The organism is Pseudomonas sp. B21-054, assembly GCF_026016345.1.
Lineage (GTDB): Bacteria > Pseudomonadota > Gammaproteobacteria > Pseudomonadales > Pseudomonadaceae > Aquipseudomonas.
This window is the reverse complement of record NZ_CP087204.1, coordinates 73,118-96,703: the sequence shown is the minus strand read 5'-3', so window position 1 is coordinate 96,703 and position 23,586 is coordinate 73,118. Positions and strand designations below refer to the sequence as shown.

Here is a 23,586-nt window from a genome sequence, read left to right as displayed (position 1 = left end):
TTCCCGGTATGTCAGACAGACCGCGTTGGCTGTTTGGGGCTGCTGCGCAGCCCAGCGGGGCGGTGCGACGTTTCGCTAAAGCCCCTCGCCACAGGGTGTGTGTGTTGGCTGGCCTTGGGACATGGTGGGCTTTTTATGAGTGCTTCGCACTCAAGCGGGAGCAAGCTCCCTCGCCACGGGGTTAATCATGTCCCCCGGTCCAAACAGGTTGTCGTCAGAAGAAGCTCAACCCCACATGCAACAGCTTCTCGACAGCGCAAATGTGCTTTTCACCAGGTTAACGCGATCACCCTTTGGAACTGGCCTGCGCCGCTTCAACAATCAACTCCGCAACTTTCCCCGGGTTGGACGTCATCACCACATGGGAGGCGCCTTGGACGGTGACGGTCTTTTTCGAGCCCGCGCGTTCGGCCATGAACTTGAGGGCGGCCTCGGGGATGTTTTTGTCCGCCGAACCGTAGATGAACCAGGACGGCAGTTTTTTCCAGGCCGGGTCGCCAGACGCTTCCTTCAAGGCAGCCTCGCTGATTGGACGTTGGGTGGCGGCCATCAGCGCGGAGTCAGCCGCTGGCACGTCGGCAGCAAACTGTTGGCCGAATTTGTCCTGCTGAATGTAGAGATCCTTATTGCCGTCGTCCAACTGCACCGGCGCGGCCAGGGTTGGCCCAAGGGTGCCGCCAGCCAAAAGGGGCAGGTTTATTTTAAGTTTTATAACTGATCCAAGTCCGCTCTGAGTGCTGCTAGAAGCTTCTGATTAAGTTCAATAGTCCGTTCACTCAGCCCAGCAGACTTTTGCTGTATGCTCTCAGGTATGGTTTTTGTGTAGCGAAATTGTTGACCGAATACATAACCAACTATCTCTTCAAGGTAGTATTTTGATTGAGTGATCGTCTTTTGCAACTCGTCCAGTAAGTCTAATATGTCTTTGGACGCGCTTAGCTTCAGCCCGTTAACTTGAGAGAAGAGTTTGGCTTCCTGGGCTCTAAGATCACCGATAATCTTGATTGATTTATCGTTGGCTTGCGCGAACAAAGGACTCGAAACACCATTATCACTGGCATACCATGCAGCAATCATTGGAGCTAGTTCGCGCTCAATGATATTGATATTCAACCCGCGAAAATCATCTAGTTCATCCATGAACGCATAATATTCACGATTTTTGGTCTCGTATTTATATTTTCGCTTCTGTATATCTATCTCGTGAATTCTTTTTTGCCTATCAAGGTCTTCGGCATTCTGTTGCTTTAGGCTTTCAATTTCTTTAGCGTGCGCCTGTTTGACTTTTTCATTTAACACACTATATTCATAAGAAACTTGCTGCTTTTCCCTCTCTATCTTTGCAACGTCTTCCATGAGTGCTCTATTTTTCCCTTTCTCTTGATGATATGAATGAAAAAACTTAACTACACAAAAGACGAGCAAACTTATAACTGCTAAAAAAGCTTGATGAGAAATGTCCATATTTATTCCTTTTGCTATTGATGATTCTCAAGAATTCGCTCAAGCCCTGAGCACATTTAACCTAATGATGTCATTTTGCCTGCCTAATTGTCCATGGAGGGGTGAGGTAGGCTTGCTTTTGTACCCTGCGGGAGCAAGCTCCCTCGCCACGGGATCATTGTCGGCTTTGAGGGCGGTGTCAGGGGTGGTGATCCGGTTTTTTGAGGAATACGGTCATTTCTTTTTCGGGTTCTCGACAGACAGTTGCTCATGAAGTTGGATACCACGATCCACTGACTTACCTGAACTCTCGCCTCATCGTAAGCAGCCAACCACCCGCGCCCTTACCTTTCCAAAACCAAGTCCGAAGGATCCCACCCTTCAGGGCGTTTCTGACCAAAAGCGTCGCGTAGCTCGACATCAACATTCTCCAACAAGAGCATCTGCCCGTGGCCGAGCTGCCAATCATAGAAGTCGGAAAAGTCTGCTTTCGCCAAGGCCCGGATCGTCTTTGCAACGAAGCCGTGGGCGACCAGCAAAACGTGTTTCGACGGGTAGCGCTTTTGTAGCTCGAGCAGCCCCTCTCGAACACGCTGAACCACCTCGCGAACCGACTCTCCATCCGTTGGCCCAACCGCCCAGCACCGCGTGATGTTTTGAGACCAAAGCTCCGGGTAACGCTCGCTTGCATCAGCCTGAGTCAGCCCTTCAAAAACACCCACACTGCGTTCGCGAAATGCATCCAGGGTTGAGGTTGGGAGGTTCAACGTGCGGTTCAGGATAACGGCGGTTTCTTGGGCTCTGCGCAAAGGGGATACAACCATCGCGTCCAAGTTGGACGGCAAGTGCTTTGCTAACGCGAGAGCCTGCTCTCTACCCCGCTGATTTAGCCCGGGATCAGTGGATCCGACGTAGCGCTTCTCAGCGTTAGGCTCGGTTTCCCCATGCCGTACTACACATAGATTCACGAGATCCATTTCCATCGCTCAGGGCAGACATTTGATAGAAAGCAGGCCTGACATACTTTCACTGCGGCTCCAGCTCTGACCATAAAGAAGTGCGTCCAATGCCGACCATCAACGTTCCGTAGTCTTCAAATTTGCCGACGTTTACTTCAGCCTGACTCTTCCACGTTGCTTCACATTCTTCGCACACCCAGAGTGAGATTTTTGTAGACCGGACACGCATTGCTCGAACGTACCCTTGGCCGCACCTTCCGCATTCAACCAGCATGTTAACAACCTCGAACAGGACTTCGCTGCAGTCCAATCCTAGCGGCCGTTCTTGGCCGGTTAGTCGACTGCTACCTGATTTTGAAAACTCTGGGGATCAAGGCTGTAGCTTTTTTACCATAGCAAAAAAAGAGGCAGCTTCTGCATTGGCGTTAATCGACTAAGACTCAAAAAGTGCTGCGCGCCGGTTTGTTGTAGAAGCTGAGCAAGACATCGTAGCGACGGGTGACGAGGGCAAAGTCGTCACTCAGTTGCTGCGGCGGCGCATGCTCGAGCCAGTGCTGCTGCAGGCTTTGCAACGCTTGCAGGTACGCGTCCGCCGACGGCGTGATGGTGTGCCAGAGGTAATTGGCAAACTCGTCCCTTGGCTTGGCGGGGTGAAGGCGCACATAGTCCTTGCCCTGCATACTCGCCTGTTGCACCGCGTCGATCAACGGCGCGAGGGTCTTTGGGGTCAAGGTGGCGAGGTGCGCCCCTTGCTCCAGCTCATCCACCGCAGTGCGGGCGGCAATCATGTAGTTGAGCAAGTGCCAGTGGGTGTCCTGGCCAAAGCGCGCCTGCAGCAGAGCCAGTTGTGCAGGGCGTAGACGCACGTCCTCGCGTTCCAGGTGTTTGCGCAATTCGGTGGAGGCGGCCATATAGGCCTCGCCCTTGATGACCATGGCTTGTGCTACCCGCCCCTGTGGCGGTTGAAAGTGTGACTGGCCCAGCCGCTGGTAGAAGTCGAACGAGTTGGTCAGCGGCGTGACATCCTGCAAGGCCAAGACGTATCGCCCGGCTGCATTGATCAACTGGCTATCGGGTTCCAGCCATTCAAGCTTGCCGGTGATGCGCTGGGCGCAGATATCGTTTTGCAGCTCACGATCCTGGGCTTCGTCGTCGCCGAACTCGTTGAGGATCCCGTTCATCTGCACGAGGGACTCGTAGGTCTGCTGGTCGAAGATGGAGGGCCTGTACCACTGCTGGTGGGTGTAGCCGTAATAGAACAGGCGCCAGTCCCGGTCTACACGGTTCATGCAGTCGATGATCGGCGCCAGGGCGCTGGCCTTGGCGGTTTCGGGGCCATCGCGCTTGTCGAGCCACAGCTGCACTTGCGCCACCTGCTTGCTGGCGCCAGCCAGGCCCAGCAACCCCAGGCCCAATGTCAGGGCGATGGGGATCAACCATTTCGGATTCATCGTTTGGCCTCCTGGCCGTACCATTGCGCCTTGGTGGCGGGGGCTTGGCACTCCTGTGCGGTGGCTGGCAGGCGGCTGCACAGCCGCTCGGTCCATTGCTGCAAACCCTGGTTGCGATTGACCTGATGTTGGCGGTCGAGCATTTTCAATCCACCGTACAACACCACACACGCGACGATGCCCAGGGTGATCATGCGGGTTGGCCATTGGGCGTTGCCGGCTGTCCACGGGGTATGGGTTTTCAGGGTGTGCCGCTTGAACAGGCCGATGGCCGCCAGCACAAGCAGCAGCGTCACACTGGCCGCCGGGCCGATTTTATAACCGGCTGCGGTCATCAGCGCGGCGCCCGGCAGCAGGTCGCGCAGCGGCAGCAGCGGCAAGCGCGTTGGGCTCAGCCACCGGGGAAGTAGGGCACTCAGGCGCTCATCCAACACACGATACCGGTGAGCCAGCGGGCGCCACACATGCCACCCCAGGAAGCCGCCCATCACGATGGGTATCGACCACAACAGGCCGATGCCGAGGGTTGGCAGCAGGTTGCCTGCCAGGGATTCGGCGTGTACCAGGGCGCCAACCATGCAGCCCACGACGGTCGCCAGCACAAGGGGCCAACTGTCGAACGTACGTTCCCAACCTTGCCAGAAGTAAGGCGTGCCGCCTGGCATCGAGGCCGCCACCGTGGGGTGGTCGGCATAAATATCGGCGCTGAGCCGTTTACAGGCGGCCCAGTCGTCTTCGTTCAAGCGCTGGGCGAAGGCACGGCGTTGGCCCAGGGTCATGGGGGCCAGCAGCAGGCGCGCGGCGCGTTGCTGCGGGGTGCCGGGAGGCTCGGCCGCCAGCTCGCGTTGTCGGACGATTAACTGCGGGCTTTGCTGACGCCGCAACAGCAGCAGCCAATCGTCCGGCGGGCAGGTATGCCAGCCCTGGCCGTCGCACACCGCGTCAAATACCGTGGGCGACCAATAGCGGCTGTCCAGCAGCAGCTTGGCCAGCCACGTGTCGAACCACTGCGCATGGGGACTCTTGTCGATCCAGGGCTGACGCAAGCGCGCCTCATAGGCGGCCAGGAACCCGGTTTCGTCCTGCTGTTCGAGGGCCAGGCGCAAGGGTTTTTGCAGTGCAGCCTTGCTTTGCGTCTCCAGGGATTGAATCAGCGCGCAGGGCAGTTCCAGGCGTTGCCAGGCGCTCAGCCACTGAAAGGTTTCAAAGGCCCATTGGCGGTCATCGAGGCTGACCTCGTGGGTATCGACGATGCGTTGCAGCAGCGTGACTTCAAACATCCGCCCGGCGCCGCTTGCCAGCGCCTGCTGATACTGCTGTTGCAGGGTCTCGGCAACGACGACAGTGGGCGCATGCTCCACGGTCGTCAGCGGCTCATCTTCCTGCTGCCATTCACACCAGCTCAACGCTTCTTCATAGGCTGCCCGCAGGCGCTGAAAACCCTCGGGGTCGTCATCCGGGCGGGTTTTCTTCAGCAGGGCGGCGTATTGGCGTTTGATTGTGCGGGCGTCGGCATCAGGGGACAGGCCGAGGACATTCCAGCAACTCATGTGCGGTGCAACTCCATGAACAACGGCATCGCCCTCCTGGTGGGCGATGCAATGGAGCGCACCTTACCTGTTCGCCGCGAATCTGTCCTCGGTACAGTGCCGGCTATTGGCCAATGACGAATAAGCGGATCAAAAGGCCTGGGTTAACGCGATCACCCTTTGGAACTGGCCTGCGCCGCTTCAATAATCAGCTCCGCAACTTTCGCCGTGCGGCGCGCCTGGATAGACGATCAGGAGGCGACCGCTGCCCGGCGCATCGACGCTTGCCTGGCTTGGCTGCGTTTGTTGGCCATGGCCAGCTTGCCGACCAGTCGGATCGCCACGGCGGCGCAGGTGAGGCCGAAAGGCAGCACGTACCAGTCACTCATAGGGATACGCTTGAAGTTGGAGAAGGCGAATACAGCGGCGATGACCCACATGCCGGTAACGTGCAATGCCTTCCAGGCCTTGGGCCCCAGCAGTCGGGCGGGCCCTTTGAATGAGGTCAGGGCCATCAGCAGGATGAAGGCGTAGGCAGTCCCGCCCGGGATGTTGTTGACCACGGTGCGGGCGGGCCAGAACTCGGTGTTGAGTTGCCCATAGGCGTAGATCAGCACGGCATGCACCAGGTGCGAGAAGGCAAAGGCGAGGCCGATGAAGCGTCTCTCGCGGACCAGTGCCTTGGCGAGCGGTGAAGGCACCAGTACGGCAAAGGCCGACGCGGTGAACGCGATCAGAAACAGTGCGAAGGAGGAGCGGGCGGTGGCACGAATGGCGCTGCGCAGGCCCTCGACAAGGTCGGGTTGTACCGCGACAGCCGCGATGCTCATCGCCACCACCAGAGCGGCGATCAGGCTGAACAGCTGCCAGCCCTGAGGGCGGTAGGATAGGGTATTCATCGCAAGATCTCCTGTAATAAGGGCTCGCCATTCGGGGATCCGATGGCGAGTCGATGAGGAGAATTCTTGCAAGGGGATGTATACCGGCTATGTTCGAGAACCGGCGTTTATGCGTTGTTTTGAGTCTGCGAAGGCGCTGGATACAGTGGCTTACAAATGCAGGCCATGGATCCGAACGGTAGCGGCTGCACTTGGCGTGCAGCTAGAAAAAATAGGGGGACAAAAAATAGGGGGACGGATTTATTTTCTGCCCCCCTTCGTCAGCCCTAAAAGCTGCCCCCTTCAACATGGTAAACCCTCGGCTCCTCCGAAAAATATTCCTCCAACCCCATCATGAACAACCGATGGTCTTCACTCGCTTCGAAGCCCGGTGTGTGGTCTTCCAGCGATTGCCATCGCACGATCAGGTTGAATTGCTCGGGCGTTTCGATCCCTTGCGCCAGCATGTGGCCGCCGTAACCCTTGGCCCGTGTGAGCAATGGCGCGACTTCGGCAAATGCACCTCGGAACGTTTCGATGCGTTCTTTGTGAACAGGGAGCACAGCGATTTCATAAATCATGGCGTACCTCTGAATTGGCTAAAAGCCCGCATTTACGGGATGAGCGATGGCTCGACGGCAATCGCGATTTTTCCTCGAAGACCGTTGTTGGCGCTTTCCAACCGGGCATGGGCCAGGGGAATGTCGGCCAGCGAATAGACGGCGCCGACATGGGGGCGCAGCTGACCGCGGGCGATCAATGCGCTCAGCTCATCGAGCTTGCCGCGGTTTTGCCGGGTGAACACGAAGTGATAGCTCGCATTCTTGCCCCAGGCCTGGACGAGGTTTTGTGGCTGGGCGATGTCCACGATAGAGACGACGCGGCCCAGTTGGGCGAGGACGTCGGGGCTGCGGGACAGTGTGTTGCCGCCGATGGTGTCGAATACGACATCCACGCCGTGGCCAGCGGTTTCCCGAAGGACAGCGTCGACATAATCTTCTTTCTCATAGTCGATGATCACGTCGGCACCCAAGTTGCGGGCGAACTCCGCGTTTGCTTCGCGCACAGTGGTGAACACCCGGGCGCCCATGGCTTTCGCCACTTGAATCGCGACATGCCCGACGCCTCCAGCGCCGCCGTGGACAAGAATGCTCTCCCCGACCCTGAGCGCCGCACGCACCACCAGCGCTTCCCACACCGTCCCGCCCACCAGGGTCAGGCTTGCGGCCTCAAGATGGCTCAGCTCGGGCGGTTTCTTCCCGACGATGCTTTCAGACGCGACGTGGTACTCGGCATAGCTGCCTGACCCTTCAAATATTTGCGGGGTGTACCAGACTTCGTCTCCAGGCGCGAAGGTGGTCACACCGGGCCCAACGGCTTCGACCACGCCGGAGACGTCGTGGCCGGTGATGGCCGGCAGTGGCACCAGGTCGGGATAGTCGCCGCGTCGAACCTGGTAATCCAGCGGGTTGATGGAAGTGGCGTGTACGCGGACCAGGACTTGCCCCGCTTGCGGAACGGGCTTGGGCACGTCGCGGAGTTCGAACGATTCAGGACCGCCGAATGATTTAAGAATCATCGCTTTCATAGTAACTCCTCGTATCGATAAAAAGGGATATCGAGATATCTCGATATTATGTGGTAAAAAAACGCTACAGGTCTTTGCCAATGATCTCGGCGAGAGCACTGATGGTTGCTTCATTGCGTTTGTAATAGGTCCATTGGCCGATGCGCCTGACTTCGACCAGACCCACCCGTTGCAACGTGGCCAGATAACCGGACACCGTTGACTGCGACAGGCCGATCCCTTCCTGGATACTGCTGACGCAGACGCCGACCGTGTGAACGTCACCCTCATCCTGCGGGGGGAAGTTCTTTGCCGGATCCTTCAAACCTTTCAGGATTTGGAGACGTGTCGGGTTTGAGAGAGCTTTGAATATTTCAAGTAGGTCCATGTGGCGAGGATATCGAGATTTTTCGATATGTCAATACGTGAATTGGGATAGCTCGTGAGCTGAGGTTTTGAGGCTGCTTCGTAGCCTAGCGGGGATGAATCCCCTCGCCACGGGAGGCTTGGGGCAGGATCAGGCGTGGCGATCCAGTTTCTTGAGGAACACGGTCATCTCTTTCTCGGCTTGTTTGTCGCCGTGGGCGCGGGCAGCTTCCAGGCCTTTCTCCCAGGCTTGGCGGGCGGCCGGTAGGTCGCCTTGGCCTTGGTGGGCCTTGCCCAGCAGTTTCCAGGCGGCTGAGTATTTGGGGTCGAGTTCGACGCAGCGTTGGAAGTGTTCGGCGGCGCGGGGGAATTCGCCGAGGTCCAGGTAGCCCTTGCCCAGGCCGAAGCGTAGCAGGGCGTTGTCCACGCCTTTGGCGAGCATTTTTTCCAGGGAGTCGAGCACTTTTGAGTCTCCTGTTCTGTTCCTGTGGCGAGGGGATTTATCCCCGTTGGGCTGCGCAGCGGCCCTAAAGCAGTTAACTCAATCTGCTTGGCATACCGAGTTGCGTGGTTTTGGGGGCTGCTGCGCAGCCCAGCGGGGATAAATCCCCTCGCCACAGGATTGTTTCTGGTCAGAAAAAGCTCAACCCCACATGGAACAGCTTCTCGACGTCGCGAATGTGCTTTTTGTCCACCAGGAACAGGATGACATGGTCGCCGGTCTGGATGGTGGTGTCGTCATGGGCGATCAGCACTTCTTCGTGACGGATGATCGCGCCGATGGTGGTGCCGGGCGGCAGGCCGATGTCGCGGATGGCCTTGCCGATGACTTTGCTGGACTTGGCATCGCCATGGGCAATCGCTTCGATGGCTTCGGCCGCGCCGCGGCGCAGGGAGTGCACGCTGACGATGTCGCCGCGGCGTACGTGGGCCAGCAGGGTGCCGATGGTCGCCAGTTGCGGGCTGATGGCGATGTCGATGTCGCCGCCCTGGATCAGGTCGACGTAGGCCGGGTTGTTGATGATGGTCATGACCTTCTTCGCCCCCAGGCGCTTGGCCAATAGGGACGACATGATGTTGGCTTCGTCGTCGTTGGTCAGGGCCAGGAAGATGTCGGCATCGGCGATGTTTTCTTCCATCAGCAGGTCGCGGTCGGAGGCGCTGCCTTGCAACACCACGGTGCTGTCGAGGGTGTCCGAGAGGTAACGGCAACGCGCCGGGTTCATCTCGATGATCTTGACCTGGTAGCGGCTTTCGATGGCTTCGGCCAGGCGCTCGCCGATCTGCCCGCCACCGGCAATGACGATGCGCTTGTAGTTCTCGTCGAGGCGGCGCATTTCGCTCATCACCGCGCGAATATTCGCCTTGGCGGCGATGAAAAACACTTCGTCGTCGGCTTCGATCACCGTATCGCCCTGGGGCAGGATCGGCCGGTCCCGTCGGAAAATCGCCGCGACCCGTGTCTCCACATTCGGCATGTGCTCGCGCAACTGGCGCAGCTGCTGGCCCACCAGCGGCCCGCCGTAGTAGGCCTTGACCGCCACCAGCTGGGCCTTGCCTTCGGCGAAGTCGATCACCTGCAACGCCCCCGGGTGCTCGATCAGGCGCTTGATGTAGTTGGTCACCACCTGCTCGGGGCTGATCAGCACGTCCACCGGAATCGCTTCGTTGTCGAACAGGTCGGCGCGGGTCAGGTAGGCGGCTTCGCGCACCCGGGCGATTTTGGTCGGAGTGTGGAACAAGGTGTGGGCGACCTGGCAGGCGACCATGTTGGTTTCGTCGCTGTTGGTCACGGCCACCAGCATGTCCGCGTCGTCGGCACCGGCCTGGCGCAGCACCGTAGGCAAGGAGCCCCGGCCTTGTACCGTGCGGATGTCGAGGCGATCGCCAAGGTCGCGCAGGCGTTCGCCGTCGGTGTCGACCACGGTGATGTCATTGGCCTCACTGGCCAGATGTTCCGCCAGCGAACCGCCGACCTGCCCTGCGCCGAGGATGATGATTTTCATCCAGTCACTCCTATCGAATCGGTCTTAACCGCGTGCGGCGGCGATCTTGATCAGTTTGGCGTAGTAGAAGCCGTCGTGTCCGCCCTCCTGGGCCAGCAACTGGCGACCATGGGGCTGCTTGAGGCCGGCCTGGCTGGCGATGTCCAGTTCCCGGGCGCCCGGGGTGCGGGCGAGGAAGGCCTCGATCACTTCGGTGTTCTCGGTCGGCAAGGTCGAGCAGGTGGCGTAGAGCAACATGCCGCCCACTTCCAGGGCCTGCCACAGGGCATCGAGCAATTCGCCCTGCAATGTGGCCAGTGCGACGATGTCGTCTGGCTGGCGGGTGAGCTTGATGTCCGGGTGACGACGGATTACCCCGGTGGCCGAACACGGCGCGTCCAGCAGGATGCGCTGGAATGGCTTGCCGTCCCACCAGGTTGCGGTGTCGCGGCCGTCGGCGGCGATCAGCTCGGCCTCCAGACCCAGACGTTCGAGGTTCTCCTTCACCCGCACCAGGCGCTTGGCCTCCAGGTCCACCGCCACCACGCCGGCCAGCTTCGGCTCGACCTCAAGGATGTGGCAGGTTTTGCCGCCCGGCGCGCAGCAGGCGTCCAGCACCCGTTGCCCGGGCGCCAGCTCCAGCAGGTCGGCGGCCAGTTGCGCGGCTTCGTCCTGGACGCTGATCCAGCCTTCGGCGAAGCCCGGCAGCGCACGCACATCGCCCGGAGTTTCCAGCACGATGCCGTCGCGGCTGTACTGGCACGGAATGGCCGGGATGCCCGCCTCGCCCAGTAAGGCCAGGTAGGCATCGCGGGTATGGTGGCGACGGTTGACCCGCAGGATCATCGGCGGGTGGGCGTTGTTGGCCGCGCAGATGGCTTCCCATTGCTCGGGCCAGAAGGCCTTCAGGGATTTCTGCAACCAGCGCGGGTGGGCGGTGCGCACCACCGGGTCGTGTTCCAGCTCGGCCAGCAGGGCTTCGCTTTCTCGTTGGGCGCGGCGCAACACGGCATTGATCAGGGCCTTGGCCCAGGGCTTTTTCAGCTTGTCGGCACAGCCCACGGTTTCGCCGATGGCGGCGTGGGCCGGGACGCGGGTGTAGAGCAGTTGATAAAGCCCCACCAGCAGCAGCGCTTCGACGTCGGCATCGGCGGCTTTGAACGGCTTTTGCAACAGCTTGGCCGCCAGGGCCGACAGCCGCGGCTGCCAGCGGGCGGTGCCGAACGCCAGGTCTTGGGTGAAGCCGCGATCACGGTCTTCCACCTTGTCCAGTTGGGTCGGCAGGGAACTGTTCAGCGAAGCTTTGCCACTGAGGACAGCGGCGAGGGCCTTGGCGGCGGCCAGACGCGGATTCATGAGGCGTCCGCCGCTTGGCCCAGAAGGGTGCCGACGGCAAATTTCTCGCGGCGGCTGTTAAACAAATCGCTGAAGTTCAGCGCCTTGCCACCGGGCAATTGCAGACGGGTCAGGCACAGCGCTTGCTCACCGCAGGCGACGACGAGACCGTCCTTGCTGGCGCCGAGGATTTCACCCGGCGCGCCCTTCCCTTCAGCATGACTGGCCGCCAGCACTTTCAGGGCTTCACCGTTCAAGGTGCTGTGGCAGATCGGCCACGGGTTGAAGGCGCGCACCAGGCGCTCCAACTCGACCGCCGGGCGGCTCCAATCGATGCGGGCTTCGTCCTTGTTCAATTTGTGCGCGTAAGTGGCGAGGTTGTCATCCTGCACGTCGCCTTCCAGCGTACCGGCAGCCAGGCCGGCAATGGCCTCGACCACGGCGGGCGGGCCGATGAGCGCGAGGCGGTCGTGCAGGCTGCCACCGGTGTCTTCGGCGCTGATGGGGGTGCTGACCTTGAGCAGCATCGGCCCGGTGTCCAGGCCGGCTTCCATGCGCATCACCGTCACGCCGCTCTCGGCATCGCCGGCTTCCACGGCACGCTGGATCGGCGCCGCACCGCGCCAGCGCGGCAGCAGCGAGGCGTGGCTGTTGATGCAGCCTAGGCGCGGGATATCCAGCACTACTTGGGGCAGGATCAGGCCGTAGGCGACCACCACCATCAAGTCCGGCTGCAGCGCGGCCAGTTCGGCCTGGGCCTGCGCGTCCCGCAGGGTCGGCGGCTGCAACACCGGGATGCCGTTTTCCATGGCCAGCTGCTTGACCGGGCTGGGCATGAGTTTTTGCCCACGGCCGGCCGGCCGATCCGGCTGGGTGTAGACCGCGACGATTTCGTGGGGGCTGGCCAGCAGGGCCTTGAGGTGTTCGGCGGCAAATTCGGGAGTGCCGGCAAAGACGATGCGCAGTGGCTCAGTCATGGGAAGCTCTCAATTACAAAGCGGTCGCAAAAAGAAAAAGGCTTGCCGTGGCAAGCCTTTGAAAGGAGGCATCAAGCATTCTGGCGATGAAGTTTTTCCAGTTTTTTCTTGATCCGGTCACGCTTGAGGGTAGACAGGTAATCGACGAACAGCTTGCCGTTGAGGTGGTCGCACTCGTGCTGGATGCACACCGCCAGCAACCCTTCGGCGATCAGTTCATAAGGCTGGCCGTCGCGATCCAGGGCCTTGATCTTGACCTTCTGCGGGCGGTCGACGTTTTCATAGAAACCTGGCACCGACAGGCAGCCTTCCTGATACTGGTCCATCTCGTCGGTCAGGGTTTCGAACTCGGGGTTGATGAACACTCGCGGCTCGCTGCGGTCTTCGGAGAGGTCCATCACGACAATACGCTTGTGCACGTTGACCTGGGTCGCGGCGAGGCCGATGCCTGGCGCCTCATACATTGTTTCAAACATGTCATCGACCAACTGACGCACTTCGTCGTCCACTACGGCCACGGGTTTGGCGATAGTGCGCAGGCGCGGGTCCGGAAATTCGAGAATGTTCAAAATGGCCATAAGCTTGATAAATGCACGTGTGAGGTAAAGTCGGGTGGCTGGCCTGGCGTGTCTTGGGATGCAGGCTACCGTTGTAAAACGTTGCTTCAGAGACACAGCTTCTCAGGAAGCGAGCCACGGGGGCTCTGGCGTTTTACGCGAACGCACATAATAAAGGGATTCACCGCATGAGGAAATCACTACTCGCCCTGCTGCTCCTGGCCTCGGCCGGTATCGCGCACGGGCAAGTGCAACTTCGGGAAGGTTTTCCCCAGCAATACACAGTGGTGACGGGGGACACGCTGTGGGACATCTCCGGCAAGTACCTGCGCGAACCCTGGAAATGGCCGGAACTCTGGCAGGCCAACCCGCAGATCGAAAACCCCAACCTGATCTATCCCGGCGACACCCTGTCGCTGGTCTACGTCAACGGCCAGCCGCGCCTGACCCTCAATCGCGGCGCCTCGCGGGGCACCATCAAGCTGTCGCCGCGCATCCGCAGCTCGCCGGTGGCCGATGCCATCCCGAGCATCCCGCTGCAAGCCATCAACAGCTTTCTGCTGAGCAACCGTATCGTCGACACGCCTGAGGACTTCAACAAGGCGCCCTACGTCGTCGCCGGCAATGCCGAGCGGGTGCTCAGTGGCATGGGGGATCGGGTCTTTGCCCGTGGCACCTTCGACTCGAACCAGTCGGCCTATGGCATCTTCCGCCAGGGCAAGGTCTACACCGATCCCGAGACCAAGGAGTTCCTGGGCATCAACGCCGACGACATCGGCGGCGGTGAGGTGGTGGCCAGCGAAGGCGATGTCACCACCCTGGCCCTGCAACGCACTACCCAGGAAGTGCGCCTGGGTGACCGCCTGTTCAGCGGCGAAGAACGCTCGATCAACTCCACCTTCATGCCCAGCGCGCCGAAAACCGACATCAACGGGTTGATCCTGGACGTGCCTCGCGGCGTGACCCAGATCGGCGCGATGGATGTGGTCACCCTGAACAAGGGCCGTCGCGACGGGTTGGCCGAAGGCAACGTGCTGGCGGTGATGAAGACCGGGGAAACCGTGCGTGATCGCATCACCGGCGAGCCAGTGAAGATCCCGGATGAACGGGCCGGCCTGCTGATGGTTTTCCGCACCTACGACAAACTCAGCTACGGCTTGGTGCTGTATGCCTCGCGCTCGCTGTCGGTGCTCGACAAGGTGCGCAATCCGTAACGGGTCTCACAAGTTACCAACAGAGTTATCCACAGCTTGTTCCCGCTTGAACGGGGCTTATCACGATCAAGGATGATCACATGTCACTGCCTGAATTCGCTTCGGTTTCCCCTGCGGAACTGGAAGCCCGTCTACGCCTGCACCGCTTGCCGGAGCTGGGACCCAAACGTTTCATGACCTTGATGGAGGCGTTTGGCTCAGCCTCCAAAGCCGTCAGCGCGCCGGCCAGCGCCTGGCGAGCGCTGGGCTTGCCCGTGGCCTGTGCCGAAGCTCGGCGCCACCCGGATGTGCGCGACGGTGCCTACCACGCATTGGCCTGGCTAGAGCGTTCGGGCCAGCATTTACTGATGTGGGACCAGCCTGATTACCCGGCGTTGCTGGCGCAGATCAGCGATGCGCCGCCGCTGCTGTTTGTCGCCGGTGATGCGGGATTCCTGGAAAAACCGCAGCTGGCGATGGTCGGCAGCCGCCGGGCATCGCGTCCGGGCATGGACACGGCGACGGCATTTTCCCGCAGCCTGGCCGGCGCCGGTTTTGTCATCACCAGCGGCTTGGCCCTGGGCATTGATGCGGCGGCTCATCAAGCGGCCCTGGACGTCGGCGGGCAGACCGTTGGCGTGTTGGGCACCGGGCTGGAAAATTTTTATCCACAGCGCAATCGGCGGCTGGCGGACGCCATGATTGCCCAGGGCAGCGCGGTGTTGTCGGAGTTCCCGCTGGACGCGCCACCCCACGCCAGCCACTTTCCGCGCCGCAACCGGATCATCAGCGGTTTATCCCTGGGTGTGCTGGTGGTTGAAGCCAGTGTCGCCAGCGGTTCGCTGATCACCGCACGCCTGGCGGCGGAACAGGGCCGCGAGGTGTACGCCATTCCGGGATCGATCCACCATCCGGGCGCCCGCGGCTGCCATCAATTGATCCGCGATGGCGCGGTGCTGGTGGAAACCGTCGAGCACATCCTGGAAGCACTGCGCGGTTGGCAGCGGTTGCCGCTGACCGAGGAGCCGGTGCCTGTCACGCATCCGCTGTTGCGCTTGCTGCATGCCGCACCGCTCACCAGCGAAGCATTGGCCGATGCCAGTGGCTGGGGCTTGCCCAAAGTGTTGGCGGCGCTGACCGAGTTGGAAATGGAAGGACGGGCCACGTGCGACAACGGGCGCTGGTTTGCGCGGACACGCTAGGTTTTATGGGGAAGATCGGTAAACTGCCCACAGCCTTATTTGTGTTGCGGAGAATCTTTCATGGTCAACAGTTGGCGTGTGCAACAAGCCGCGCGGGAAATTCGCGCCGGGGCGGTGATTGCCTACCCAACCGAAGCGGTCTGGGGCCTGGGTTGTGATCCGTGGAACGAGGAAGCGGTGGAACGCCTGCTGGCGATCAAGTCGCGCTTGCCCGACAAGGGCTTGATCCTGGTGGCGGACAACATCCACCAGTTCGATTTCCTGTTCGAAGACTTTCCCGAAACCTGGATGGACCGTATGGCCAGTACCTGGCCGGGGCCCAATACCTGGCTGGTGCCGCACCAGAACCTATTGCCGGAATGGATCACCGGGGTGCACGACACCGTTGCCCTGCGGGTCAGCGACCATCCCACCGTACGCGACCTGTGCTCGCTGGTGGGCCCGCTGGTCTCCACCTCGGCCAACCCCCAGGGCCGCCCGGCGGCGCGCACGCGGATTCGGGTCGAGCAATATTTCCGTGGGCAGATCGACCTGGTGCTCGGCGGCAACCTGGGCGGGCGCAAGAACCCCAGCGTGATTCGTGACCTGGCTACTGGCAAGGTCGTGCGCCCGGACTGAGCCCGGATACAAACTCTGCATCTTGCACAAAACCACTGTGGGAGCGAGCTTGCTCGCGATGGCATCAGGTCAGCCAGCATTGATATTGACTGACACACCGCTATCGCGAGCAAGCTCGCTCCCACAGGTTTTCAAGCAATCTGAACCACCAAGTCTCAGGGCAGGAGAATGGTCGACCCGGTCGTCCGCCGCGCCGACAGCTCGGTCTGGGCCTTGGCCGCTTCCGCCAGTGGATAACGCTGGTTGATGTCCACCTTGATCTTGCCGCTGCTGATCATCCCAAACAGCTCATCGGCCATGCGTTGCAGGTTTTCGGCGTTGTTGGCGTAGGTCGCCAGGGTCGGGCGGGTGACGTAGAGCGAGCCCTTGGCCGAGAGAATCCCCAGGTTCACACCGTCTACCGCACCGGAGGCATTGCCGAAGCTCACCACCAGGCCACGGGGGGCGACGCTGTCCAGGGAGGTCAGCCAGGTGTCCTTGCCAACCCCGTCGTACACCACCGGCACCTTTTTGCCGTCGGTCAATTCCAGCACTCGCTGTGCGACGTTTTCCTTGCTGTAGTCGATGGTTTCCCAAGCGCCGTGGGATTTGGCGATGGCGGCTTTTTCCGGCGAACTGACGGTACCGATCAGCTTCACGCCCAAGGCCTTGGCCCATTGGCAGGCCAAGGAGCCCACGCCACCGGCGGCAGCATGGAACAGGATGGTTTCACCCCCCTTGAGTTCATAGGTCTGACGCAACAGGTACTGCACGGTCAGACCCTTGAGCATCACACCGGCCGCCTGCTCGAAACTGATGGACTCGGGCAAATGCACCAGGTTGGCTTCGGGCAACACATGCACATCGCTGTAGGCCCCCAGCGGACCGCTGCCGTAAGCCACCCGGTCACCGACCTTGAATCGCGTGACGTCTGAGCCGACCGCCTCGACCACGCCCGCCCCTTCGGCGCCCAGGCCCGATGGCAGCGTCGGTGGCGGATACAGACCGCTGCGGTAGTAGGTGTCGATGAAGTTCAGGCCGATCGCCTTGTTGCTGACGCGCACTTGCTGCGGGCCCGGCTCGGCGGGCTGGTAGCCCACATACTCGAGCACTTCAGGGCCGCCGTGGGAACTGAACTGGATACGTTTGGCCATCTTCACTCTCTCCTTGTCGTGTATCGTTTACCAAGCCTGCTATCGGACTCCTAAGCTTGATCTTCGTCAACTGCAGCGTCGGCAAGTGCGGTGTTATCCTGTGCGCCCATTTGCCACCGGCCCGTTGCCCGCTGCGTAGCGTAGCCCTGATCAAGGTGATGTCATGTCCACTCGCACCGAGGCCGTGAAAGCCTACCTGCTCGACCTGCAAGACCGCATTTGCGCGGCCCTGGAAACCGAAGACGGCGGCACGCGCTTCGTCGAAGATGCCTGGGCGCGGCCTGCTGGCGGTGGCGGGCGCACACGAGTGATTGAAAACGGTACGGTGATCGAAAAAGGCGGCGTCAACTTTTCCCACGTCTTCGGCAGCGGTCTCCCACCGTCAGCCAGCGCCCATCGGCCGGAACTGGCCGGACGCGGTTTCGAAGCCTTGGGCGTGTCGCTGGTGATCCATCCGCACAACCCCCACGTACCGACCTCCCACGCCAACGTGCGGTTCTTCATTGCCGAAAAGGAAGGTGAAGAACCGGTCTGGTGGTTCGGCGGTGGCTTCGACCTGACGCCCTACTACGGCGTAGAAGAGGACTGCGTCCATTGGCACCGCGTCGCCGAGCAAGCCTGCGCGCCGTTTGGCCCTGACGTGTATTCGCGCTACAAGGCCTGGTGCGACAGCTATTTCCATATCAAGCATCGCAACGAGCCCCGGGGCATCGGCGGCCTGTTTTTCGATGACCTGAACGAATGGGATTTCGACACCAGCTTCGCGTTCATGCGTGCCATCGGCGACGCCTACATCGAGGCGTACCTGCCCATCGTGCGCCGCCGCAAGCAGGACCCGTTCACGGCCAAGCAGCGGGAATTCCAGGAGTTCCGCCGTGGCCGCTACGTGGAATTCAACCTGGTCTACGACCGCGGCACCCTGTTCGGGCTGCAATCGGGCGGGCGTACCGAGTCGATCCTGATGTCCTTGCCGCCGCAAGTGCGCTGGAGTTACGACTGGAAGGCCGAACCGGGCAGCGAAGAGGCGCGGCTGACCGAGTACTTCCTGCAGGATCGCGATTGGCTGGCAACGGCCTGAACGGGGATTATCCATGGATCGCTACGTTGTAATAGGCAACCCCATCGGCCACAGCAAGTCGCCACTGATCCACCGCCTGTTTGCCGAGCAAACCGGGCAAACGCTGGACTACAGCACGCTGCTGGCGCCGCTGGATGATTTTGTCGGTTGTGCCCGGGCATTTTTCCGCGAGGGCCGTGGGGCAAACGTCACGGTGCCGTTCAAGGAAGACGCCTTCCGCTTGGCCGACAGCCTGACCGAGCGGGCCCAACGGGCCGGCGCGGTCAACACGTTGAGCAAGTTGGCCGACGGCCGCCTGTTGGGTGATAACACTGACGGCGCCGGGCTGGTGCGAGACCTGACCGTCAACGCGGGCGTTAGCCTCAAGGGTAAGCGCATCCTGTTGCTGGGGGCCGGCGGCGCGGTGCGTGGCGCCTTGGAACCGCTGCTGGCCGAAGGGCCGGCCTCGCTAATCATCGCCAATCGCACGGTGGAAAAGGCCGAGTTGCTGGCCGAGCTGTTCGCGGACCTGGGCCCGGTCTCGGCCAGCGGTTTCGACTGGCTGCAAGAGCCGGTAGACCTGATCATCAATGCCACATCCGCCAGCCTGTCGGGGGATCTACCGCCGATTGCCGCCAGCTTGATCGAGCCCGGCAAGACGGTCTGCTACGACATGATGTATGGCAAGGAACCGACCTCGTTCTGCCGTTGGGCCAGTGAGCACGGAGCGGCGGTGGCGATGGATGGCCTGGGCATGCTCGCCGAACAGGCAGGCGAAGCGTTCTACCTGTGGCGCGGAGTGCGCCCGGACACCGCGCCGGTGCTGGCGGAGTTGCGCCGCCAGTTGGCGCTGTAGGCTTTAGGCTGTTGTGGCGAGGGGATTTATCCCCGTTGGACTGCGAAGCAGTCCCAAAAAAGCGGGGCCGCTTCGCGCCCCAGCGGGGCGGTGTGACGTTTCGCTAAATCCCCTCGCCACAGGGTATGTCTGCCCTTAATCCCTAGTCCTCGAAAAAGATAGGGCAGTGCTCCGCCCCTTCCAACTTCTTCAACTCCTCCACCACATGTGGCCTGGCCTTGCGCAACGTCAGGCTACGCCCCTGGCCGCGCAGGCGCCGGGCTTCCTGGTGGAGCATTTCTACCCCGGAATAATCAATGAAGTTGATCTGCTGGGCATCGATCACCACCCGCGGCGCTTGCAACCGTTGTAGCCGCACTTGCAGGTAATGGCTGGCACCAAAAAAGATCGAGCCACCCACCCGTAGGATATCGGCTTCCCCCTCAGAGGAATGGTGCACGCGCGGCTGTGAGGTGCGCTTGAGGTAAAAGAACAGCGAGGCCAGCACACCGGCATAGATGGCGGTTTGCAGCTCCAGCAGCAACGTGGCCAGGCAGGTCAGGCCCATCACCACGAACTCGGCGCGGCTCACGCGGTACAACGCGCGGATGCCGCGATGGTCCACCAGTCCCCAAGCGATCAGCAAAATGCTGCCGGCCATGGCCGGAATCGGGATGTGCGCGATCAATTTCGCGCCAACCACTGCGAACAGCGCCACCCACAAGGCCGAGAACACACCGGCCAGGGGTGAACAAGCTCCGGCGTCATAGCTGAGGCCGGAACGGGTGAAGGAACCGGCCGACAACGATCCAGAGAAAAATCCTCCGACGATGTTGGAAAGCCCCTGCGCCCTCACCTCCTGGTTTGCATCGAGCAATTGCCCGGAACGGACCGACAACGAACGGGCGATGGACAGGCTGGTGACCAGCCCGAGCATGCCCACCGCGACGGCGCCGGGCAGCAGCCGCAGGATCAATTCCAGGTCCAGCGGCAGCGGCGTGAACGGCGGCAGGCGCCCGGCGAAGGCGCTGACCAGCGCCACATGCCCGAACATCGCCGGCCACAGCCAGACCACCAGGCTGCTGATGATCAAGGTTATCAACAGGCTCGGCCAGCGCGGCAGCAACCGCTTGAGCACCACGCCCAGGACCAGCGTACCTAAGCCCAGCAGCAAGGACGGTTTATCCACAGCCGCGATGTGGCTGAGCAACATCAGCAAGCCCTTCAACGCCGTGGCTTCATTCGGCAGGTCGAGACCCAGCAGGTTCGGCAACTGCCCCAATGCAATCACCACCGCCGCTCCCAGGGTGAACCCCAGCACCACCGAGTGTGAAACGAAATTCACCAGCGCACCGAAACGCAACAGCCCCAGCAGCCACTGGAAAATACCGGCCAACACCGTCAGCAGCAGGATCAAGGTGATGTAGTCCTGGGTCGCGGGCACGGCCAGAGGACTGACGCTGGCATACAGGACGATGGAGATCGCCGCCGTAGGACCGCAGATCAAGTGCCAGGACGAACCCCACAGACAAGCGATCAAGACCGGGACAATCGCCGCGTACAAGCCATATTCAGGCGGCAACCCGGCAATCAGTGCGTAGGCAATGGATTGCGGCAACGCGAGAATCGCGCCGCTCAGGCCGACAATCAGATCGCGGCCGACACTGGCGCGGGTCTGCCGGGGCAGCCAGCTCAGGAAGGGAAAGAGTGAATGGCGGGTGGGGATTGCCATGGGGCCTCAAGGATGGGTTTGGCGCAAGAGTATCAGGACAAGGCACCGCTCTCCCTGTGCCAGGGGATTTATCTGTGGCCAGGCCTTTATCTGTGGCGAGGGGATTTATCCCCGTTGGGGTGCGAAGCGCCCCCTAAAACGACTGAACACAATTGACCTGACACACCGAGTCGACGCAATTTGGGGCCGCTACGCGGCCCAACGGGGATAAATCCCCTCGCCACAGATAAATTCCCTCGCCCACGCTCCGCGTCACTCAGGGGAGCACGCGGAGCAGCATGATGGTCAGAGCTTGGCCTTCACCGCCGCCAACGCATCCTTGCCATCCAGGGTCTTCACGCCGTCCAGCCACTTATCCAGCACCGCCGGGTTGGCCTTGATCCAGGCCTTGGCCGCATCGGCGTTGCTGACTTTGTTGTTCACCACCTCGGCCATGATGCTGTTCTCCATTTCCTGGGTGAAGCTCAGGTTGGTCAACAGCTTGCCAACGTTCGGACAGGCCTGTGCATAACCCTTGCGCGTCAGTGTATAAACACTGCCGGTGTCGCCGAAGTATTTCTCGCCGCCCTTGAGGTAGTGCATTTTCAGTTGCACGTTCATGGGGTGCGGCGTCCAGCCGAGGAAGGTCACGAACTTCTGTTTCTTCACGGCCCGGGAGACTTCCGCCAACATGGCTTGTTCGCTGGACTCCACCAGCTTCCACTCGCCCATGCCGAAGTCATTGGTCTTGATGATTTCTTTCAGGGACAGGTTCGCCGGGGCACCGGAACCGATGCCGTAGATCTTCTTGTCGAATTTGTCGGCAAATTTGTTCAGGTCGGCAAAGTTATGCACACCCGCGTCCCAGACATAATCCGGAACCGCCAGGGTGAATTCGGTGCCGTCGAGGTTCTTGGCCAGTTGCGTGACATCGCCAGTGGCCACGAATTTGTCATAGAACCCCTGCTGCGCCGGCATCCAGTTACCCAGGAATACATCCACCTGGCCGTCCTTGAGGCCGCCGAAGGTAATCGGCACTGCGAGCGTGTCGACCTTGGCCTTGTAGCCCATGCCATCCAACAGGAAACCGGTGATGGCGTTGGTCGCGGCGATGTCACTCCAGCCCGGGTCGGCCATTTTCACGGTCTCGCAGCTCTGCTCGGCCCACGCCGAAACACTGCTCAACGCCAACAGCCCAGCGGTCAGTACTGTGGATAACTTTTGCATGTGCTTCCCCTTACGTTATTAGTTTTGGCAGGGTTGTGGATAACGGGCCTTGCGCTCCAGATCGTCGAGGTCGATGTGGTTACGCATGTACTGCTGGCTGGCGTCCACCAGCGGCTGGTGATCCCAGCTCTTGAGTTTGCCCAAGGCCAGGGCCTGGGCGACGAAACGGCGGCGGCGCTGACTGGCGAGCACCTGTTGATGAATGGCTGGAATGTTCCATTTGGCCCGCGCCTCGGCGAGAAAAGCGGCGAACAGCGACTGGTGCTCAGCCGATTGGCTGAGGTTTTCCTGCTCCTTGGGATCGTTGCGCACATCGAACAGCAGGCACGGGTCATCTTCGCTGTAGATGAATTTCCAGGGGCCACGGCGGATCATCATCAACGGGCTGATAGTGCCTTCGGCCATGTACTCACCAAAGACTTCGTCATGCCCGCCCTGTCCTTGCAGATGCGGCACCAGCGAACGGCCATCCAGTGGCAAACCGGGTTCCAGCGTACCGCCGGCCAGTTCCACCAAGGTCGGCAGCAAGTCGGCGGTGGACACCGCCGCGCCGACCCGGCCGCTGGCGAACTGGCCTGGCGCGCTGATCAGCAGTGGCACACGGGCAGCCATTTCGAACCAGTGCATTTTGTACCACAGGCCTTTTTCGCCAAGCATGTCCCCATGATCGCCGGAGAACACGATGATGGTGTCATCCAGCAAGCCGGTGTCTTCCAGGGTCTGCAGCAGTTTGCCGACGTTGCTGTCGATGTAGCTGCACGCGCCGAAGTACGCACGGCGGGCATCGCGAATCTTATCCACAGGCAGCGGTTTGCCCCACAGGTCATACACTTTCAGCAAGCGCTGGGAGTGGGGGTCGAGTTCCGTTTGCGCCGGGGTTTGCGGCAGCGGGATGTCGTTATCGTCATACATATCCCAAAAGGCCTTGGGAATGGTGTACGGGTCATGTGGGTGAGTCATGGAGACCGTCAGGCAGAAAGGCTGGCCGCCGTCCTCACGGATATGGTCGAACAGATACTGCTGGGCCTTGAACACCACCTCTTCGTCAAAATCCAGTTGGTTGGTGCGCACGCAGGGCCCGGCCTGCAACACTGAAGACATGTTGTGGTACCAGCTCGGCCGCACGTCGGGCTCGTCCCAGTTCACCGCCCAGCCGTAATCGGCCGGGTAAATGTCACTGGTCAGGCGTTCTTCGTAACCGTGCAACTGATCAGGTCCGCAAAAGTGCATCTTGCCGGACAGCGCCGTACGGTAGCCGAGGCGACGCAGGTAATGGGCATACGTGGGAACGTCTGCCGGAAAATCCGCGGCGTTGTCGTAGGCGCCGATCTTGCTGGGCAGTTGACCGCTCACCAGGGTAAAGCGTGACGGCGCGCAGAGCGGGCTGTTGCAATAAGCAGCGTCGAAGACCACGCCCTGCTCGGCCAGGCGCGACAGATTAGGCAGCTTGATCGGCGAAGGACCGTAGATCGGCAACATTGGCGCGGCCATTTGATCGGCCATGATGAAAAGAATGTTCTTGCGCTTCATGTATTCGCGGCATTCCATAGTGGATAGTTATGC

22 protein-coding genes and 1 pseudogene are annotated in these 23,586 nt (G+C 60.8%); 5 read left to right on the top strand and 18 right to left on the bottom strand.

From position 1 onward, the window contains the following. Window positions 1–286: 286 nt before the first annotated feature. The 14 genes and pseudogenes from LOY70_RS00445 to def all read right to left on the bottom strand — a co-directional run. Window positions 287–679, bottom strand: a pseudogene (locus LOY70_RS00445) (alpha/beta fold hydrolase); the annotation flags it as partial. 29 nt (window positions 680–708) lie between these two features. Then, window positions 709–1,464 (bottom strand): hypothetical protein, encoded by a 756-nt coding sequence (locus LOY70_RS00440; protein ID WP_265032426.1) that lies wholly within the window; start codon window positions 1,462–1,464, stop codon window positions 709–711. A gap of 323 nt (window positions 1,465–1,787) precedes the next feature. Next, complete coding sequence (locus LOY70_RS00435; RefSeq protein WP_265032424.1) at window positions 1,788–2,420, bottom strand: histidine phosphatase family protein; 633 nt, start codon at window positions 2,418–2,420, stop codon at window positions 1,788–1,790. A gap of 422 nt (window positions 2,421–2,842) precedes the next feature. Beyond that, entirely contained in the window at window positions 2,843–3,853 is a 1,011-nt protein-coding gene (locus LOY70_RS00430; protein WP_265032422.1) for a YiiG family protein, read from the bottom strand. After that, window positions 3,850–5,403 (bottom strand): J domain-containing protein, encoded by a 1,554-nt coding sequence (locus tag LOY70_RS00425; protein ID WP_265032420.1) that lies wholly within the window; start codon window positions 5,401–5,403, stop codon window positions 3,850–3,852. Before LOY70_RS00425 ends, LOY70_RS00430 begins: the two co-directional genes overlap by 4 nt. A 230-nt stretch (window positions 5,404–5,633) precedes the next feature. Beyond that, a complete protein-coding gene (locus LOY70_RS00420; RefSeq protein WP_265032418.1) occupies window positions 5,634–6,281 on the bottom strand; it encodes a ferric reductase-like transmembrane domain-containing protein in 648 nt (215 codons plus the stop codon). Between the two features lie 266 nt (window positions 6,282–6,547). Continuing rightward, a complete protein-coding gene (locus LOY70_RS00415; RefSeq protein WP_265032417.1) occupies window positions 6,548–6,841 on the bottom strand; it encodes an antibiotic biosynthesis monooxygenase family protein in 294 nt (97 codons plus the stop codon). A 32-nt stretch (window positions 6,842–6,873) separates the two neighbouring features. Continuing rightward, entirely contained in the window at window positions 6,874–7,848 is a 975-nt protein-coding gene (locus tag LOY70_RS00410) for a zinc-dependent alcohol dehydrogenase family protein (protein ID WP_265032416.1), read from the bottom strand. 64 nt (window positions 7,849–7,912) lie between these two features. Further along, on the bottom strand, window positions 7,913–8,215 hold the full coding sequence (locus LOY70_RS00405) for an ArsR/SmtB family transcription factor (protein ID WP_003177098.1): 303 nt from the start codon (window positions 8,213–8,215) through the stop codon (window positions 7,913–7,915). A 129-nt stretch (window positions 8,216–8,344) separates the two neighbouring features. After that, complete coding sequence (locus tag LOY70_RS00400) at window positions 8,345–8,635, bottom strand: tetratricopeptide repeat protein (RefSeq protein ID WP_265038241.1); 291 nt, start codon at window positions 8,633–8,635, stop codon at window positions 8,345–8,347. 190 nt (window positions 8,636–8,825) lie between these two features. Beyond that, on the bottom strand, window positions 8,826–10,199 hold the full coding sequence (gene trkA / locus LOY70_RS00395) for a Trk system potassium transporter TrkA (protein ID WP_123344616.1): 1,374 nt from the start codon (window positions 10,197–10,199) through the stop codon (window positions 8,826–8,828). A 24-nt stretch (window positions 10,200–10,223) separates the two neighbouring features. After that, window positions 10,224–11,534 (bottom strand): 16S rRNA (cytosine(967)-C(5))-methyltransferase RsmB, encoded by a 1,311-nt coding sequence (gene rsmB / locus LOY70_RS00390; protein ID WP_265032413.1) that lies wholly within the window; start codon window positions 11,532–11,534, stop codon window positions 10,224–10,226. Continuing rightward, the gene (fmt, locus tag LOY70_RS00385; protein WP_265032411.1) at window positions 11,531–12,490 is read right to left on the bottom strand and encodes a methionyl-tRNA formyltransferase; all 960 of its coding nucleotides are present in this window, start codon (window positions 12,488–12,490) and stop codon (window positions 11,531–11,533) included. The genes rsmB and fmt overlap by 4 nt, the downstream gene beginning before the upstream one ends. 71 nt (window positions 12,491–12,561) lie before the next feature. Then, window positions 12,562–13,068 carry a peptide deformylase gene (gene def, locus LOY70_RS00380; RefSeq protein WP_003196300.1) on the bottom strand — a complete coding sequence of 169 codons (507 nt, stop codon included), beginning with the start codon at window positions 13,066–13,068 and terminating at the stop codon, window positions 12,562–12,564. A gap of 167 nt (window positions 13,069–13,235) precedes the next feature. On the opposite strand from def, the gene LOY70_RS00375 reads away from it, so the two are divergent. The 3 genes from LOY70_RS00375 to LOY70_RS00365 all read left to right on the top strand — a co-directional run bounded on the left by LOY70_RS00375 (window position 13,236) and on the right by LOY70_RS00365 (window position 16,060). Then, the gene (locus tag LOY70_RS00375) at window positions 13,236–14,261 is read left to right on the top strand and encodes a LysM peptidoglycan-binding domain-containing protein (protein ID WP_265032407.1); all 1,026 of its coding nucleotides are present in this window, start codon (window positions 13,236–13,238) and stop codon (window positions 14,259–14,261) included. Window positions 14,262–14,341: 80 nt separating this feature from the next. Then, on the top strand, window positions 14,342–15,442 hold the full coding sequence (gene dprA, locus LOY70_RS00370) for a DNA-processing protein DprA (protein ID WP_265032405.1): 1,101 nt from the start codon (window positions 14,342–14,344) through the stop codon (window positions 15,440–15,442). Between the two features lie 60 nt (window positions 15,443–15,502). Then, window positions 15,503–16,060 (top strand): L-threonylcarbamoyladenylate synthase, encoded by a 558-nt coding sequence (locus LOY70_RS00365; RefSeq protein ID WP_014335849.1) that lies wholly within the window; start codon window positions 15,503–15,505, stop codon window positions 16,058–16,060. Window positions 16,061–16,215: 155 nt separating this feature from the next. Here LOY70_RS00365 and LOY70_RS00360 read toward each other — a convergent pair whose 3' ends face one another. Further along, window positions 16,216–17,193, bottom strand: coding sequence for an NADPH:quinone reductase (locus tag LOY70_RS00360; RefSeq protein ID WP_265032401.1), 978 nt, complete (start codon window positions 17,191–17,193; stop codon window positions 16,216–16,218). Between the two features lie 163 nt (window positions 17,194–17,356). Here LOY70_RS00360 and hemF point away from each other — a divergent pair, with 163 nt between their 5' ends. Beyond that, the gene (hemF, locus tag LOY70_RS00355) at window positions 17,357–18,271 is read left to right on the top strand and encodes an oxygen-dependent coproporphyrinogen oxidase (protein ID WP_265032399.1); all 915 of its coding nucleotides are present in this window, start codon (window positions 17,357–17,359) and stop codon (window positions 18,269–18,271) included. A 13-nt stretch (window positions 18,272–18,284) separates the two neighbouring features. Continuing rightward, a complete protein-coding gene (gene aroE, locus LOY70_RS00350; RefSeq protein WP_265032398.1) occupies window positions 18,285–19,106 on the top strand; it encodes a shikimate dehydrogenase in 822 nt (273 codons plus the stop codon). A gap of 142 nt (window positions 19,107–19,248) precedes the next feature. On the opposite strand, the gene LOY70_RS00345 is transcribed toward aroE, so the two are convergent. From LOY70_RS00345 to betC, 3 genes are all read right to left on the bottom strand, one after another. Next, on the bottom strand, window positions 19,249–20,817 hold the full coding sequence (locus LOY70_RS00345; RefSeq protein WP_265032396.1) for a SulP family inorganic anion transporter: 1,569 nt from the start codon (window positions 20,815–20,817) through the stop codon (window positions 19,249–19,251). Between the two features lie 285 nt (window positions 20,818–21,102). Continuing rightward, complete coding sequence (gene choX, locus LOY70_RS00340) at window positions 21,103–22,023, bottom strand: choline ABC transporter substrate-binding protein (RefSeq protein ID WP_092167778.1); 921 nt, start codon at window positions 22,021–22,023, stop codon at window positions 21,103–21,105. A gap of 18 nt (window positions 22,024–22,041) precedes the next feature. Further along, window positions 22,042–23,553, bottom strand: coding sequence for a choline-sulfatase (betC, locus tag LOY70_RS00335; RefSeq protein ID WP_265032393.1), 1,512 nt, complete (start codon window positions 23,551–23,553; stop codon window positions 22,042–22,044). Window positions 23,554–23,586 lie beyond the last annotated feature (33 nt).

Excerpts from the sequence above, each read along its gene's own strand:
- LOY70_RS00440 (WP_265032426.1), bottom strand. The coding sequence starts at position 1,464 with ATGGACATTTCTCATCAAGCTTTTTTAGCAGTTATAAGTTTGCTCGTC.
- LOY70_RS00435 (WP_265032424.1), bottom strand. The coding sequence starts at position 2,420 with ATGGATCTCGTGAATCTATGTGTAGTACGGCATGGGGAAACCGAGCCT.
- LOY70_RS00430 (WP_265032422.1), bottom strand. The coding sequence starts at position 3,853 with ATGAATCCGAAATGGTTGATCCCCATCGCCCTGACATTGGGCCTGGGG.
- LOY70_RS00425 (WP_265032420.1), bottom strand. The coding sequence starts at position 5,403 with ATGAGTTGCTGGAATGTCCTCGGCCTGTCCCCTGATGCCGACGCCCGC.
- LOY70_RS00420 (WP_265032418.1), bottom strand. The coding sequence starts at position 6,281 with ATGAATACCCTATCCTACCGCCCTCAGGGCTGGCAGCTGTTCAGCCTG.
- LOY70_RS00415 (WP_265032417.1), bottom strand. The coding sequence starts at position 6,841 with ATGATTTATGAAATCGCTGTGCTCCCTGTTCACAAAGAACGCATCGAA.
- LOY70_RS00410 (WP_265032416.1), bottom strand. The coding sequence starts at position 7,848 with ATGAAAGCGATGATTCTTAAATCATTCGGCGGTCCTGAATCGTTCGAA.
- LOY70_RS00405 (WP_003177098.1), bottom strand. The coding sequence starts at position 8,215 with ATGGACCTACTTGAAATATTCAAAGCTCTCTCAAACCCGACACGTCTC.
- LOY70_RS00400 (WP_265038241.1), bottom strand. The coding sequence starts at position 8,635 with ATGCTCGCCAAAGGCGTGGACAACGCCCTGCTACGCTTCGGCCTGGGC.
- trkA (WP_123344616.1), bottom strand. The coding sequence starts at position 10,199 with ATGAAAATCATCATCCTCGGCGCAGGGCAGGTCGGCGGTTCGCTGGCG.
- rsmB (WP_265032413.1), bottom strand. The coding sequence starts at position 11,534 with ATGAATCCGCGTCTGGCCGCCGCCAAGGCCCTCGCCGCTGTCCTCAGT.
- fmt (WP_265032411.1), bottom strand. The coding sequence starts at position 12,490 with ATGACTGAGCCACTGCGCATCGTCTTTGCCGGCACTCCCGAATTTGCC.
- def (WP_003196300.1), bottom strand. The coding sequence starts at position 13,068 with ATGGCCATTTTGAACATTCTCGAATTTCCGGACCCGCGCCTGCGCACT.
- LOY70_RS00375 (WP_265032407.1), top strand. The coding sequence starts at position 13,236 with ATGAGGAAATCACTACTCGCCCTGCTGCTCCTGGCCTCGGCCGGTATC.
- dprA (WP_265032405.1), top strand. The coding sequence starts at position 14,342 with ATGTCACTGCCTGAATTCGCTTCGGTTTCCCCTGCGGAACTGGAAGCC.
- LOY70_RS00365 (WP_014335849.1), top strand. The coding sequence starts at position 15,503 with ATGGTCAACAGTTGGCGTGTGCAACAAGCCGCGCGGGAAATTCGCGCC.
- LOY70_RS00360 (WP_265032401.1), bottom strand. The coding sequence starts at position 17,193 with ATGGCCAAACGTATCCAGTTCAGTTCCCACGGCGGCCCTGAAGTGCTC.
- hemF (WP_265032399.1), top strand. The coding sequence starts at position 17,357 with ATGTCCACTCGCACCGAGGCCGTGAAAGCCTACCTGCTCGACCTGCAA.
- aroE (WP_265032398.1), top strand. The coding sequence starts at position 18,285 with ATGGATCGCTACGTTGTAATAGGCAACCCCATCGGCCACAGCAAGTCG.
- LOY70_RS00345 (WP_265032396.1), bottom strand. The coding sequence starts at position 20,817 with ATGGCAATCCCCACCCGCCATTCACTCTTTCCCTTCCTGAGCTGGCTG.
- choX (WP_092167778.1), bottom strand. The coding sequence starts at position 22,023 with ATGCAAAAGTTATCCACAGTACTGACCGCTGGGCTGTTGGCGTTGAGC.
- betC (WP_265032393.1), bottom strand. The coding sequence starts at position 23,553 with ATGAAGCGCAAGAACATTCTTTTCATCATGGCCGATCAAATGGCCGCG.